This is a genomic window from Alteribacter salitolerans (assembly GCF_016901055.1).
GTDB classification, from domain to species: domain Bacteria; phylum Bacillota; class Bacilli; order Bacillales; family Salisediminibacteriaceae; genus Alteribacter; species Alteribacter keqinensis.
The window spans coordinates 200213-214911 of record NZ_JAFEUX010000001.1; the positions used below are offsets into that span (position 1 = coordinate 200213).

Annotated in this window: 13 protein-coding genes; 12 read left to right on the plus strand and 1 reads right to left on the minus strand. The window is 44.7% G+C overall.

Annotated features, from left to right (window positions below):
* Nucleotides 1–281: 281 nt before the first annotated feature.
* The 12 genes from JSY36_RS00985 (at nucleotide 282) to JSY36_RS01040 (ending at nucleotide 13457) form a co-directional block, all read left to right on the plus strand.
* Nucleotides 282–2648 (plus strand): AAA family ATPase, encoded by a 2367-nt coding sequence (locus tag JSY36_RS00985; protein WP_205164867.1) that lies wholly within the window; start codon nucleotides 282–284, stop codon nucleotides 2646–2648.
* Nucleotides 2648–3064, plus strand: coding sequence for an acyl-CoA thioesterase (locus JSY36_RS00990; RefSeq protein WP_205164868.1), 417 nt, complete (start codon nucleotides 2648–2650; stop codon nucleotides 3062–3064). The genes JSY36_RS00985 and JSY36_RS00990 overlap by 1 nt, the downstream gene beginning before the upstream one ends.
* A gap of 72 nt (nucleotides 3065–3136) precedes the next feature.
* Nucleotides 3137–3367 carry a small acid-soluble spore protein Tlp gene (tlp, locus tag JSY36_RS00995; protein WP_205164869.1) on the plus strand — a complete coding sequence of 77 codons (231 nt, stop codon included), beginning with the start codon at nucleotides 3137–3139 and terminating at the stop codon, nucleotides 3365–3367.
* Nucleotides 3368–3513: 146 nt separating this feature from the next.
* Nucleotides 3514–3813, plus strand: coding sequence for a hypothetical protein (locus JSY36_RS01000; protein WP_205165179.1), 300 nt, complete (start codon nucleotides 3514–3516; stop codon nucleotides 3811–3813).
* A 22-nt stretch (nucleotides 3814–3835) separates the two neighbouring features.
* Nucleotides 3836–4663 (plus strand): ammonia-dependent NAD(+) synthetase, encoded by an 828-nt coding sequence (gene nadE / locus JSY36_RS01005; protein ID WP_236784365.1) that lies wholly within the window; start codon nucleotides 3836–3838, stop codon nucleotides 4661–4663.
* A 3-nt stretch (nucleotides 4664–4666) separates the two neighbouring features.
* Nucleotides 4667–5509, plus strand: a complete 843-nt coding sequence (locus JSY36_RS01010; protein WP_122898576.1) for a PHP domain-containing protein — start codon at nucleotides 4667–4669, stop codon at nucleotides 5507–5509.
* A 65-nt stretch (nucleotides 5510–5574) separates the two neighbouring features.
* Nucleotides 5575–6627 (plus strand): hypothetical protein, encoded by a 1053-nt coding sequence (locus JSY36_RS01015; protein WP_205164870.1) that lies wholly within the window; start codon nucleotides 5575–5577, stop codon nucleotides 6625–6627.
* Between the two features lie 250 nt (nucleotides 6628–6877).
* Nucleotides 6878–8098 carry an EAL domain-containing protein gene (locus JSY36_RS01020; protein WP_205164871.1) on the plus strand — a complete coding sequence of 407 codons (1221 nt, stop codon included), beginning with the start codon at nucleotides 6878–6880 and terminating at the stop codon, nucleotides 8096–8098.
* A gap of 199 nt (nucleotides 8099–8297) precedes the next feature.
* A complete protein-coding gene (locus JSY36_RS01025) occupies nucleotides 8298–9482 on the plus strand; it encodes an MFS transporter (RefSeq protein ID WP_205164872.1) in 1185 nt (394 codons plus the stop codon).
* 171 nt (nucleotides 9483–9653) lie between these two features.
* Nucleotides 9654–11339 (plus strand): methyl-accepting chemotaxis protein, encoded by a 1686-nt coding sequence (locus JSY36_RS01030; RefSeq protein ID WP_205164873.1) that lies wholly within the window; start codon nucleotides 9654–9656, stop codon nucleotides 11337–11339.
* Between the two features lie 268 nt (nucleotides 11340–11607).
* The gene (locus tag JSY36_RS01035; RefSeq protein WP_205164874.1) at nucleotides 11608–12300 is read left to right on the plus strand and encodes a TVP38/TMEM64 family protein; all 693 of its coding nucleotides are present in this window, start codon (nucleotides 11608–11610) and stop codon (nucleotides 12298–12300) included.
* 158 nt (nucleotides 12301–12458) lie between these two features.
* A complete protein-coding gene (locus JSY36_RS01040) occupies nucleotides 12459–13457 on the plus strand; it encodes a DUF2207 family protein (protein ID WP_205164875.1) in 999 nt (332 codons plus the stop codon).
* Between the two features lie 176 nt (nucleotides 13458–13633).
* Here JSY36_RS01040 and JSY36_RS01045 read toward each other — a convergent pair whose 3' ends face one another.
* The gene (locus tag JSY36_RS01045; protein ID WP_205164876.1) at nucleotides 13634–14377 is read right to left on the minus strand and encodes a hypothetical protein; all 744 of its coding nucleotides are present in this window, start codon (nucleotides 14375–14377) and stop codon (nucleotides 13634–13636) included.
* Nucleotides 14378–14699 lie beyond the last annotated feature (322 nt).

A 14699-nucleotide genomic window follows, 5' to 3' on the forward strand; every position in this document is an offset into this window, starting at 1 on the left:
TGCGCCAGGTTTTCGCATTTTTTCCATATAAGTGATACCCCGTGCGCACTGCTGTGTGCATGCTTCACATTTATCACTCATGACAATCTTCCACGTATGCCTAAATTTAATGCCTGCGTCCGGTGCGACATATTTCTTTTTCTTTTTTGGCGGCATCGTTCATCCCATCTCTCTTTTGATTTTATTCATCATATGCCCAGAAAAGAAATCGGCCACAGCCACGCTTAGAAATTCAGAAAAAACAGTGATACAATATGAGTGAAAGAAAGCGAGGGAAGAACATGGAACGTGAACGGACAAACCGCCCTACCATTGATGAATCGATTGAAACACTTTTACATAAACCTGAAGCACAGCTAAAAGAAACAGAAATCATCCGTCTGATCCAGGTTGTTACGGAAAATGCCGATGAAGACCACGGGACACTTTACACAAGTGAGCAAAGACTTGCCTACCTGTACATACTTGCAGGAAAAGCAAGGTTTCACCGTAAACAGAAGGAAGACGAAAAAGTAGCCCGGTGGGCAGAGGATGCCCGTAACCTTTTGCCGGAAGACAAGTATACGGCTTCACTCATGCGGGATCTCGACTACTCTTCACTCCTTACTGACCTTTTTAACCAGACCTTTCCGAAGATCAGGGAAACTGACCACAGCCATGCAAAAAAAGCAGTCGTAGAACAATATTTAGCGATGGCAGGCAGTTTTCTGGCGAAAGAACAGGAGCTTTCATCGAGGGCCGGCCGTCTTGATGAAAATGCACAGCGGGTGAGCGATTACGATGCCTATGCCTTCAGCGGCAACGTCAGTCAACTGCTTGCTTCTCTCCGTGAAGCGTGTGAGCGCCTGCAGGAATCTGCTCTGGCCTTTAAAGCAAGCATCTCCGGAATTTATCACTCAAAGGAGCATCTCGCTCGGGTGAAAGAAGCTGTAGCCGAACTCGAAGCCCTTGTAATTAAATGGCAGTCGGTACAGGAGGATTCACTGAAAAAAGGGGAAGAACCTTCCGCTCTTAAAGACCTTCATACGATGGTCGGCCTGGAAACAGTAAAAGAACGGGTTCGGAACTATTACAGATATCTCGTGTATCAGAAAGAAAGGAAAGAGCAGGGATTTCATTTTCAGGATGAGCAGAGTCTGAACATGATCCTTACAGGAAATCCGGGTACAGGGAAAACAACGATTGCAAGGCTTCTGGCAAGGATTTATCACGAGCTCGGTGTTCTCCCGCGGAAAGACGTGATTGAAGTTGACAGATCCCATCTCGTTGGTTCCTATGTGGGACAGACAGAAGAAAAAACAATGGCAGTAATTAAAGATGCCGTCGGCGGAGTCCTGTTTGTCGATGAAGCATACAGTCTGAAGCGGGAAGGGGCAGGGGGAAATGACTACGGTCAGACTGCCGTCGACACGCTCGTTTCTGCCATGACCAGCGGGGAATACGCCGGAAAGTTTGCTGTTATTCTTGCAGGCTACCCGGAAGAAATGCGCCGGTTTTTATGGAGTAATCCAGGCCTTCGCAGCCGTTTTCCTGAAAGTAATCACATTCACTTGCCCGATTACAGTGTTGATGAGCTTTTGGAGATTGGAGAACACGTGGCTTTGGACAATGATTTTTCCCTTACCGAGGAAGCCCTGCCAGCTCTTCAAAAACGCATTGAACAGGAGCAGGTTGATGAGTCATTTGGAAATGCGAGAACGGCAAAAAACATCGTTCTCAATGCGATTTTTACCAAAGGTTCCAATGCCGCTGAACGAGGGTCCTTTACCAAAAGTGACTTTACTGTTCTGGATAAAAACGATTTTCTGGTTGACGAAGATGGTGAACCAGATGATAAAAAAGCAGAAGAACGACTTCAGGAATTGATTGGTCTGAATGAAGTAAAAAAAGAAGTGAAGACGCTCGCTTCATTTGTAATAGTCCAGGCTATGCGCCGGGAAAACGGGCTTCCTGAAGTGCCTGTTCAGCTCCACAGCCTCTTTACGGGTAACCCCGGAACAGGGAAAACGACGGTCGCAAAAATCTTTTCTGAAATTCTCCATGAACTGGATTTATTGAAGAGAGGCCATCTCGTGGTGACTGGCAGGAGTGACCTGGTGAGCGGATATGTTGGTCAGACCGCCGAAAAAACAAAGAAAAAGATTCGTGAAGCCCTCGGAGGCGTCCTGTTTATTGATGAAGCATACAGCCTTCTATCAGGAGGCACACAAGACTACGGGAAAGAGGCGATTGATACACTGGTGGATGAAATGACAAAGCACAATGATAATCTCGTTGTTATTCTCGCCGGTTACCCCGAACCGATGAAAGCACTGCTGAACAGTAACCCGGGACTTTCTTCCAGGTTTAAAAAATCAATCGTCTTTGCCGACTACTCTTCGGATGAGATGTTTTCCATTCTTATGTATTATGTCGATCAATTCGGGTACAGGATTGATAAGGACACGGGTCATTATTTGAAAGGTCAGATTGAGCGTAACAAACCAAGTGGAAACGGCCGTGCCATGAAGGATGCAGTGGAAGATGCGATTCAGCACCATTCCTATCGGATTATGGAACAGGAGCAAAACTTCCAGAACGCTGAAACAGACCTGACTACGCTTATTCCCGATGACTTTAAAACATTCGTAAAAAAGAGGAGTTCATAATGCTTATTACTGAGTCGAAGATTAATGTCCGTTATGCAGAGACTGATCAAATGGGGGTGGTGTACCACGCCAATTATCTCGTCTGGTGTGAAATCGGCCGGACAGAACTTATTGAAGCACTTGGCTTTCGGTACGCTGATATGGAAAAGTCCGGCATCCTTTCTCCTGTTACGAATATTAACCTATCGTATAAGGCGCCGGCAAAATACGGTGAAAAGGTGACCGTCAGAACGTGGATTGAAGACTACACAGGAATCCGTGTCACCTACGGGTATGAAATTATTAATGAAGAAGGCCGGCAATGCGTTGCCGGGTTCAGTGAGCACGTGTGTGTAAAAAAAGAAACGTTCCGTCCGATAAACATAAAAAAACAGTTCCCTGACTGGCACGAAGCTTATGAAAAACACAAAAAGTGACCCGGCAGGTGAATAATATCTGTTGATTCCGCCACAATAAAAAGGTAATTTTTGAAGGAGGAATCGACAGAGATGAAAGCAAAACCGGATAAACGCCAGGATAATGTTGAAAAGCTGGAACAGATGGTTGAAAACACTCAGGAAAACATCGAAGCAACAGAGGAAACAGCAGACAATCTGGATTTGACAGAGGAAGACCGCAAGGCAATTCAGGATAAAAACCACCGTCGCCAGGAGAGTATTGAAAGCTTTAAAGCTGAAATTGCTGACGAGCAGGGCGACCGTGAACGCGGCGAATATTAAAAATCTCTAAAATGGGGTAACGGATAAGGTAAGGGCAGAGGCCCTTGCCTTTTTCACTTTTTTTTTATCCACCTTGCCCTTATCAGTTGATTAATGATAGTAAGACGATGATAAAATAAGAGCAGAATGTGAAAAGGGGAATGATGATGGCCTTTGGCATTACAAGATCAGAATTAAATGCTTTTAAAGAGAAGGCACAAAGAGGGGAAATCGCCATCCTTACACATTACTGGTACGATGAACGCTTTCCCCAATACAAGACTGTCACAAAAGCAGGGTGCAGTAATGTAGAAACCCTTGTTAAATGGGGAAAGCAGTATGGACTCAAACGTGAGTGGATTCATTACCAGAAAGGCCTGCCCCACTTTGATCTGCTCGGAGAAAATGCAAGGGATGTATTGAAAAAAGAAGGGCTTGAGTCCCAGCTTGAAAAATTTAAGCAGTAACTACAAATCAGGAGGGATTTATATGATTAACAAACAGGATGAGATCATTTCGGCACTCAGTGTAAAACCGGAGATTGATGTTCAGGAAGAAATCAGAAAACGCCTTGATTTCCTGAAAGCATATACGAAGAAAAGTAAAACAAACGGATATGTACTGGGGATCAGCGGAGGACAGGACTCCTCCCTCCTCGGAAAACTGATCCAGCTTGCAATGACAGAGCTCAACGAAGAGGAAAACACCGATAAATATACCTTCTACGCAGTTAGACTTCCTCACGGCGTACAAAAAGATGAGGACGATGCACAGTTGGCCCTTGATTTTATTGACCCTTACAACAGAGTGACGGTGAACATCAAATCGGCTGTAGATGCTTCGTACTCCCAGTTCAAAGAAGCAACGGGAGAAGAAATGAGTGATTTCATTAAAGGCAATACAAAAGCCCGTGAGCGGATGAAAGTGCAATTTGACCTGGCAGCCCACTACGGATGCCTGGTTGCTGGAACAGATCACGCAGCAGAGGCGGTTACCGGTTTTTACACAAAGTACGGGGATGGTGCATGTGATGTGACACCTTTATTCGGTTTGAATAAACGGCAGGGTCAGGCCCTCCTTAAAGAGCTTGGCGCTCCTGAAAGGCTTTATACGAAAAAACCGACAGCAGACCTTGAAGACGATCAGCCCCTCCTTCCTGACGAAGAGGCATTGGGTATTACCTATGAAGAAATCGATGACTACCTGGAAGGCAGAGAAATCAGTGCCGCATCAAAAGAAAATCTCGAAAACCGCTACAACATGACCGAGCATAAACGCCAGCTTCCGGTTACAGTGTTTGACAAGTGGTGGCAGTAGGTGATGAAAGCAGACCTGCATATGCATTCTACGTATTCAGATGGCGGTTACGATCCTTTGGAACTTGTTGAAAAATGTGCCCGCGGAGGCCTTACCGTCATTGCCCTTACCGACCACGACACTACAGGCGGGCTTGAGGCGGCACAAAAACAAGCCCGAAAACACGGCATACGCTTTGTGCCGGGGATTGAACTCAGTACCCGGGCAAAAGGCGGGCGGAGTGTGGACATTTTAGGATACAATTTCCGGCCGGAAGATGAGGCTTTTCAGGAAACGATTGCTTATTACAGAAGCATGCGTAAAGGGAGAATGGAAGAGATGATTCAGAAGTGCCAGTCTGCTGGGATGGATATTGAATGGTCTGATATTCTTCCCCACGTTACAGGCCATACCTATTCACGTCCCCACATGGCTAAAGCCCTTGTGGACAAGGGGTATGCAAAGACGGTGAAGGATGCTTTTGACAAGTATATCGGATACGGCAGGCCTGTTTATGTACCAAAAAAAGAGGAACTTACTCCTGAAGAAGCCATCAGTGTGCTTCAGAAAGCAGGGGGGATTGCTGTTGTTGCTCATCCCGTTTTTTATGACATTGACGATCAGATTGAAGAATGGGCTAAGGATGCCGGGCTTGACGGTGTCGAAGTGTATCACCGGGATCACTCAGAGAAAGCCATCGAACGGTTTTCATCTCTTTGCGATAAGATTGAAAGGGAAAGCGGGAGAAAAATGCTCCGCACGGGCGGATCAGATTTTCACCATGAATCCTTCGGGCGGGAAGGCGAAGAATTGGGAATAACCAAACTTCCCAATGAACATGCGGAGCAGTTTCTGGAGAGGCTGTAAACGCACAAATTGTCACCTGGGTGAATACCATACTAACGTCACAATACGGGGCGGGAGTGTGGAAAATGAGCAATTACTTATGGCGTGCCCATACAAGCCGGGGCTATGTCTCACTTATTGAAAAAGCAGCTGATCAGTTTGAAGACATCCATCTTATTTCAGGCGGAAGCAAAAAGATGCGCGAAGATGTCCTTAATCTTCTTTTAAATAAACAGGTACAAAACAGGGCACATTTTGTAAGGTATTTACACCCGACTGACGGGAAGACCCTTGAAGGAATTTCCGACGGTAACAGGATGCTGATTCTCGGTGATGATCCTCTTCATCCACTTAAAGTCGGGGCCCGGACCTTTGATCTTAACAGCTGTCTAACGTCAGAAAAAAATGATGAACTCAGCCAATTGATGGAGCAGCTTCGTAACCAGGAAACAAAGGTTCACCGCTCTTTCGGTGAAGGAAAAGCGATTCACGTTCAAAAGGAAGACTATTATTTAAAGGGAATGGACTTTTCAAAAGCTGACAAAGCAGCAGAAGATGTGATCACCATCATGTTTGATGGAAAAGGGCACCGGAAGCCGGATTCCATTTCTGACGAACGTTTTTTCGGCGGGGCTACTGCCTACGGACCGGTAAACTTTATCCATTCCATTACACAGCCATTATCCAACCGGATTATCATCAAAGGCAGATCCGGAAGCGGAAAGTCGACCCTTATGCGAAAAGTAGTCAAACACGCAGAAGATTCAGGCCTTGATGTCCGTTCCTTCCCGTGCGGACTCGATCCTGACAGTCTGGACATGGTTGTGATTCCGGAGCTCAGCTATGCCATCCTTGATGGTACTGCTCCTCATGTGATTAATCCTACAAGAGAAGGAGATCACGTGATCGATATGTTTGAACGGTGTATGGACCCGGCTGTGGAAAAAGAATATGAAACGGAACTTCAGGAACTTTCGGCACTTTATACAGGCAAAATGAAATCTGGTACAGAAGGGCTTAAAGTGATGCTCAAACTTGAGCATAAACTTGACCAGCTTTGTCTGTCACGCTTAAATGAGAGAAGCATGATGGGACTGGTGAATGAGCTGAACGAAAGGATTACCACCCGCTGTGAGTGATTCGCCTGAAGGTATCTTAAAAGTTCAAATCAGAATGGCCATGGCGCAACTCGCTGCCCGATGAACACGAAAAGACCGCCTGTACCGGGCTGTCAAAGAGGGTATGACTTCGCTCATTGCTGCAAAGGGCTTCTTAAAAGGACATTATACGTCTTATGAGAAGCTCCTTTTTTCATGTCTGCACATTTCATCCCCTTAATAGAAAAGCGTGCTATAATAGTTGGGTAAAAGGAGTAAAAGGGGAATGATTATGGATCCTTTAGATATCATTTTACATAAAGAAAACATTGCGCCGTTTTACCAGCCTGTAATCAGCTGTGATGAGCATATTATTGCAGGATATGAAGTGCTTGGACATTTGAAGACCGACAAAGACTGGGTGTCCCTCGGCCCTTTTTTCAGGGATGGAAATGTTCCGGCAGAATACAAATGGGAAATTGACGAACAGATATACAACCAGGCGTTTGCTCACTACCTTACTCAGGAAGAGCAGCCTTTCTTATTTTTAAACGTTGATGCAAATGTTCTGGACGAGCTCGATAATCATGAATTGTTATTAAACCTTCTCTTTCAGTACGAAAAACAAGGTCTTCCCCTTAAAAAAATCGTTCTGGAGTTTCGTGAACACGATTTCCAGGGGGACATTGAAAGCCTGAGTCATCTGATGAAGTTCTTCACAACCAACGGCATTCAGGTAGCCATTGATGACCTGGGTAAATTCGGAAGTAACCTTGACCGTCTGTCAAAGCTTGAGCCAAACATGATGAAGATTGACCTTGAAGGGATCGGAAACCACGAATCAGCTTTTGATTACCGCAACGTTCTTGAGGCTCTTGCTATTTTCTCCCGGAAAATCGGAGCGACTCTTCTGTTTAAAGGAATAGAAGATCTTCATCACCTCCATATTGCATGGGGGCATGGAGGACGCTTTATTGAAGGGGGATACCTGCATAAACCCGGTCTTTCCTGGATTAGCAGGGATATGGTAAAACAGAACCTGGATGAAAAGGTCCGTTCCTTTATTCACCGTGCAAACAGCCTATTACAGGAACAGATCGCATTTGTTTTAAGACTGGATGAGCAGCTGGCCAATTTCGGGAAATCCCTCACCAGGTACAAGTCTGATGATGAAGAGGCAAAAGCGATTGCAGAGCAGTTAAGTCACATGGTTTTCCGTGTTTACATGTGTGAAAGATTTGGCTATCAGCTCACATCAAACTGGAAAAAAGATAAAGAAGGCAAATGGTATGAGGAGACAATTGCCAAGGGGAAGAACTGGAGCTGGCGATCGTACTTTCTTGAAAACGTTGCTCAGATGGAGAGCAGAAAAACTGGAATACTCTCAGATGTTTATCGTGATATAGAGACAAATGAACTTGTCCGGACCTATTCCTATCCTTTGTCCGGAAACCGCTTTGTGTTTCTTGATATCGATCCTTTCTTTTTATTTGAGCGGGAGTGGCTGCTATAAAGGAGCCGGTTTTAGGAGCTGTTTTTTCAAGACCTGCTGGAGGAATAAGCGTGTTTAAGCCAGAGCCCCCAAGTGTACGCAGACTTCTTCTCAGTCGTTAAGGGAATTTATGAGAGAAGTCAAAATAGCAATCTGCGAATCAGCGTTATGAAAACCAGCTAATGATATGTAAACAGCTTTTTGGAAAGGGAACGATAACATGAACCACACATGGAAGCTGAAAGGAACACTGTTCTTTTTCCATTCAGCCATGACCATCATTATCAGTTATATGCCTGTCTATTTTCAGGCACTCGGTCTCTCAGGGTCCCAAATCGGCATTTTACTTGCTGTGGGACCTTTTGCTGCGATTTTGTCACAGCCTTTCTGGGGCTATATGAGTGACAGATGGAAAACCGTAAAATATATTCTTTTAACCTGCCTGACAGGAGCACTGATTGTCGGCTTTATTGTGTTTCAGATGAATGAGTTTGTCTGGATTATGTTTTTATTATTTATCTTCTTTGCTTTTATGTCCCCTGCAGGAGGACTGGGCGACAGCCTTGCACAAAAGGTATCCTATGAACGGGGGGTTTCCTTTGGAAGCATCCGGATGTGGGGGTCACTCGGCTTTGGTACGTCGTCTCTTGTTTCAGGGTATCTCCTTGCAGCGTTTGGGATCCAGAATATTTACTATCTTTATGCGTTCTTTTTAATTATTGCAATCCTGTTTTGTACCAGGGCGCCGGACAGTACGCCTTCCAGGAAGAAAGCGAATTTGAAGAAAGCACTGCTGCTCGGGAAAGATCCTGTTCTTGCTTTGTTTTTAATCATGATTTTCCTGATCAGCCTGACACACAGAATGAATGATACTTTTCTCGGGCTGTATATTGTAGAGCTTGGAGGAAATGAAGCAATCATTGGGACTGCCTGGTTTATCGGTGTCATCACAGAGGCGGTTGTGTTTGCAGCGAGTGCCTGGTGGCTCAGGCGGTTTCATCCTCTGACTTTTATTACGTTTGCCGCTGTTTTATATGTGCTGCGGTGGCTTCTTATGGGGAGCGTGTCAGGGCCTGGAGACATTTTATATTTACAGATCCTTCATGGTCTGACTTTCGGTGTCTTTTATTTAACGGCCTTTCAATTCGTAGCACGTCTGGTACCTGATGAACTTACATCAACAGGACACCTCCTGTTTATCAGTGTGTTCTTCGGTGTATCAGGAGTGATCGGCTCTCTTATTGGCGGAGCAGTTATTGATACATTTATGGTCAGAACCCTTTATTACATGATGTTTGGTTTTGCTTTGCTCGGCCTGTTTGGCTCATTGTTTTACAGAGCATACTACTTCAGAACCCGCCAGGGAATGAAAGATAAAAAACGGCTGGCAGAGATGAACGGGTAAAAATAGAATAGGTTGATGAGAAACAGGCATAAGATAGGACTCTTATGCCTGTTTTATTATGCATGGGGCATATTTCTATTTATTCAGTCAAAAGTCATGAGTAATATGATATAGTATTTTTATGTTTTTTTGATATTTTAGACAATTGAATTGTTTGACTGGGGGACTGTTATGAAAAAGAGTTTACGGGCAAAAATACTATTGGGTTTTGGTATTATCTTGGTTATCCTTCTTGGGATTTCATCGTTCTCAATGGTGAACCTTTATACGATTAATCAAAATGTGGACCGTATCATGAGTGAAGAGCTTCCGCACCTCACTACCAGCAGCGGCATGGCCCTGAACATGGCTGATCGCATGGCAAATATCAGAGGGTACATATTAAGCGGAGACGATGAATACAGAGAGCGTTATATTGAACTCGCCGAAGAGAGCAATGTTCTTGGTGCTGATCTCCTCGGTTTTTCAAATGAAGACGAACACGTGGCACACTTGATTGACCGCAGTAAGTACTGGAATGATATTACGATCTCCCGCGTTTTTCCCATGTATGAAGAACACGGAATGGATACGGCGCTGATTACTGTCCGTTACCAGCTTGACCCGATCGCGGAAGAGGTTATGGAAGGCTTTACAGCTCTTGCTTCCCAGGAGCAGGACGGTATTGTTTCAAGAGGAAATGATATGAGTGCCCAGGGGGAAACGGTAGCACTGTTTAATATTATTGCAACGGGTGCTGGTGTGATTGTGGCCATTCTGGTAGCCTTGTTTGTAGCAAGGCAGGTTGTCACTCCGATTCTCCTGGTTGCAAACAAGATTGAAGAAGTTGCAAAGGGAGATTTGAGCGGAGAACGAATTGAAACAAAGTCAAAAGATGAAATCGGACGCCTTACCACTTCTGTTAACCGTATGGTTACTGAGTTGAGGACTCTTTTGAAACAGGCATCTGAAACTGCAGACTCTGTTGCAAGTGCATCATCAGAACTATCAAATCACTCCCAGCATACAACAGCAGCTACTACACAGATTGCCTCTACAACCGATCAGGTAGCCGCAAGCGCATCAAACACAGTAGAAAGCTCTCAGGAAAGTGCAAAAGCCATGGAAGAGATGAGCAGCGGTATTCAGCGCATCGCTGAATCGACTATGCTTGTGGCTGAATCTACCCAGGATGCTACCCGTGAAGCAGAAGAAGGGAACCGTGAAATTCAATCTGCGGTCGGGCAAATGAACCTGATCTCCAACTCTGTAAGCGAAACTGCCGAAGTGATGAACAAACTCGGAGAACGTTCAGAAGAGATAGGGACCATCATTGAAATGATTACATCCATTTCAGAACAGACCAACCTTCTTGCACTTAATGCAGCAATCGAAGCGGCAAGGGCCGGAGACCACGGACGGGGCTTTGCCGTTGTGGCAGATGAAGTGAGAAAACTAGCTGAGGAATCCCGGAAGTCAGCCCAGGAAATCGGAGAGGTCATAGAAGAGATTCAGGTACAGACAAAGCTCGCCGTCAGCCAGATGGAATCAGGTACTGTTGAAGTAAACAGTGGAATTACGCTGGTAACAAGAGCGGGGGAAGCATTCGGCAGAATTCACCAGTCCATTGGTCACGTGAGCACACAGATTCAGGAAGTTTCTGCCGTTTCTGAGGAAATGTCGGCAAGCTCCGAACAAGTAACAGCTTCAGTTGAAGAGATGGCTGAAATGGCTGCCATGACCTCGACACGGTTCAATGAAGTCAAATCAGGTACGGAAGGACAGCTTTCCTCTATTCAGCAGGTGGCAGCCTCAGCAGAGGAACTGAACCACATGGCTGAAGATCTGAAGAAAAGTGTAAACAGGTTCTCATTTTAGTGAGCAGGATCTTTAACTGGAATCTAAAGACGATTTATCAATTAGTCACAAATAGAGGCTGATTCAAAAGTGTATACACTTTTGAATCAGTTTTTTCTTTTGCCCGCGAAAGCCACCTGACATTACAGGGCCACAGAGATAAAGACACCCGACAATAGATTCGCACAGGCGTACCATAAGACTCTTTTATTGAGGTAAGGGTCCAGGTTAGGTATAATTTAGGAACATTTAGTAACGAATGGTTTTTAAACCGGAAGGAGTTGCAAGCTTGAAAAAATGGCTGATCTTGGCTGTCCTCCTTGGCTTGTTTACTGTTGCCTGGCAAAGTGACTGGGTAAGTGCAGCAAGAAGCAACAACGTGGAGTATTTTATTGATACATTATTTGAGGATATGGGCTACGGACTTCTTCTCGTTACTATACCGCTGATGATCATTCAGAACGTGTTTACACTCTTTCCAATTGTGCTGATTATCCTTGTTCATATTATGGCTTTCGGGGTTTTTGAGGGGGGGCTGTACAGTCTGGCCGGGACTGTTCTGGGAGCATGGGTATGTTTTCTCCTCGTAAAATATTTTAACTTCAACTGGACTGAACGGATCTGGAATAAGAGAAAGTCCAGCCTGTCCCGTTATTACCGGTGGATAAAGGAGTATGGGGTGTTTACCATTGTGGCCCTGCGCAGTATTCCGGTTTTCCCGAGCAATCTGATCTCTTTTGCCGCGGCTTTCACACCAATCAGTCTGAAAGCTTATATCTGGTCCTGTGTCGTGGGAAACCTGTCTATGATCTGGCTGTTGTCTTTACTTACGGCGCCTTTATGGCTTGAGAGTAATGACGCGTTTTACACCACTTTCCTTTCAGGGTATGTGCTGTTCGCTCTTACGGTTGCCGGCTTTTATCTAAGAAAGGCCTTTTATGGGAAAAGAGGGAAACCCTCTTTTGAAAAGTATATTTCTTAACTGCTTATTTTTTGTACAGGTTTGTTATCCACGAGCAGACATAGGAATGTTTGAGGCTTCTGTATAGCAATTGCGTGTTAAAGAGAAAGTAAATAGCAGGGGTGGATACGAATATACAGCCATTTTAAATGATTTCTTTTTTAAAGGAGTTGTTTCGCATGCTCATAATCAGTTTCGCTTTACTTATTATCATTAATGCAGTGACTGTAACAGTCTGGTTGTCAGAGATAAAGAAACGAAAAGATCCTTTCTCTTTTGAACACGAAAAGAAACACGTTCCTGATGAACGTGATTTTCTCAGTCCAGCAGTTGTGGTGAAATTGCTTTCAAGAAGAGGACTCTCTGCCAACGATGTAACAGCCGGCCTTCTTTCTCTCGTGACAAAAGAAGCGTTACGTCTTTCTGAAAAAAAAGGTTTTGAATCCCCATTCTTTATCGATCAGACGCACAGGGGACGAGATGGGAAGCTCACACAGGATGAACGTTTTTTATTAGAGTGGATCTGTTATGACATCGGCAGCAACGGGACATTTCATGTGACAGATTTAGAGGTTTATACAAGTAACAACGGGAAAATGGAAGAATACCTTCACAACCTGTATGAGTGGGAACGATCAGTTATTGAAACAATGAAATCTCATCAGTTTTACAGGCCGCTCAATTTTCCGAGAATGGTTTTGATTGGAAATGGAGCAGCGGGAATAGCAGCAGGCAGTGTTCTCTTATTTTTCGCTCCCTTCATAGGACTGGGTATCTTTCTCTCCTCTCTCTTAAGCCTTGGGCTTATTTATTTCATATCTCCCCACACCGCTGCCGGTCGTATGGAAGAACAGAAGTGGCAAAAGTATTATGAGTATATTAAAAATGCAGGAAGTGAAGCATTTAATTCTGATGATATTACGAAGTCATTCGTCTATGCTGTGGCATTCAGGGTGGCCGACCGCTTTCTTACGAGATTTTCTGTCCAGGAAGCAGGGGAGATTAAGGTGTCTCAGGAACCTTTTCCCCTTTACTATGTTGCGCCAACGGGGACCGCAGTGCTTTCCCTTGAAGGGGTGAAGATGTACCGTGATCTCGAGCAGGGGTTCGACCTTGTTGAAAACGCTCCGGTTGCTTTTGGTGACAATACCGATGGAACCGGACTTGATAACGTTTGAAAGAACAAAGCAGCTGTTCCACAAGCATCATTTCTGACCTTGTGGAACAGCTGCTTTTTTTTGGCTGTGTTGAAGGTTAGTGGTGATTTATATAATTTGCAGTGTTGAGGCCTGCGGGACATTCATCCCTGACAAAGCGCGTGACTGAAAGATTGGACACACCGCCAATGGGAAACTCACAAATTGCAGCGGTAGGCATGCATGACCATTTTGTGGATGGGACCTTGGGAAATGCGGTACAAAGGCCACCACAAAGCAGGGGAAAAGTGAATCAATGCTGTATAGAGACGGGACTCGTCTGCTAAAAAGTGAAAATAAGCGGGAGGGTTTTGCGACCTTCGGAAAAGGAGACCGCCGGTGAGTCTGAACGATGCAAGTTCACGCCAGTAAACAACTGTAGTCATTTCAAGTACCGGGACACCGAATAAGCTAATACTGAAATGGTTATCTGTAAAAGATGTTGTCACGCCGATGATTTTTGGCAGCCAATGTGCATAATGTTCTGCCAAAACCCTTGTATCGTCCTTTGTTGCCAAATGCATACACTGAACGGAGTCAGCGGAACCGGGCAGGCGATCGGTGGATTTTAATGATGGCTGGTGACGGTGAGTAAGAAAAATCAGCTCACAGCCGGCTTGCCGGGCAAGATTGTTCAGGAGTGCTTCAGTAAAGAATAAAGCTGACTGCCTTCCTTGTAACAAAGCAGAATCAGGAACAGGGACCGCGTGAACCCAAATGCGGTCATATTTATTAAAAAGCTCCCTGAGTCTGAAAAAGCAAAAAGGCATGTGCCGTCTTTTACTCCTTTCATCAAGGCGTAAATAGACTTTCGTTGCTGTAACAGTGTAAATGTCCAGTGCCTCTGTTTCGTTAAAAGAATCTTCGGGCAGGGAGGTGAGCAGTGCTTCTCGATTTCCCAAGCTTGTATTCTCCTTTCTCAAGGTGAGCGTTTTTCCGGGAATGATTGGAGGGAAAAGCTGACGAAAATAAGGACTATCGTTATTCTCCTTCTAAGTATCACGGGAAGTCAAGGTGTCCATATCCATTAAGTGAAGGAAAAATTATTCCTGATATCCTTAAGGCTGTTGTTTTATCCTCGTGTGGACGCATTCCGCTTCATTCTGTTTCATACACAAGTGAAATTTCATTTTGTTTGAGTTCTCGTGACTTTTAGATTCTATTTCTACTTCATCAAATATTTCCTCTTATATATAAGGTCATCTTCTGTTTTATTAACCTTCA

Coding starts and splice junctions, on each gene's coding strand:
- tlp (WP_205164869.1), top strand. CDS start 3,137: ATGAAAGCAAAACCGGATAAACGCCAGGATAATGTTGAAAAGCTGGAA.
- nadE (WP_236784365.1), top strand. CDS start 3,836: ATGATTAACAAACAGGATGAGATCATTTCGGCACTCAGTGTAAAACCG.
- JSY36_RS00990 (WP_205164868.1), top strand. CDS start 2,648: ATGCTTATTACTGAGTCGAAGATTAATGTCCGTTATGCAGAGACTGAT.
- JSY36_RS01015 (WP_205164870.1), top strand. CDS start 5,575: ATGAGCAATTACTTATGGCGTGCCCATACAAGCCGGGGCTATGTCTCA.
- JSY36_RS00985 (WP_205164867.1), top strand. CDS start 282: ATGGAACGTGAACGGACAAACCGCCCTACCATTGATGAATCGATTGAA.
- JSY36_RS01000 (WP_205165179.1), top strand. CDS start 3,514: ATGGCCTTTGGCATTACAAGATCAGAATTAAATGCTTTTAAAGAGAAG.
- JSY36_RS01010 (WP_122898576.1), top strand. CDS start 4,667: ATGAAAGCAGACCTGCATATGCATTCTACGTATTCAGATGGCGGTTAC.
- JSY36_RS01030 (WP_205164873.1), top strand. CDS start 9,654: ATGAAAAAGAGTTTACGGGCAAAAATACTATTGGGTTTTGGTATTATC.
- JSY36_RS01020 (WP_205164871.1), top strand. CDS start 6,878: ATGGATCCTTTAGATATCATTTTACATAAAGAAAACATTGCGCCGTTT.
- JSY36_RS01040 (WP_205164875.1), top strand. CDS start 12,459: ATGCTCATAATCAGTTTCGCTTTACTTATTATCATTAATGCAGTGACT.
- JSY36_RS01025 (WP_205164872.1), top strand. CDS start 8,298: ATGAACCACACATGGAAGCTGAAAGGAACACTGTTCTTTTTCCATTCA.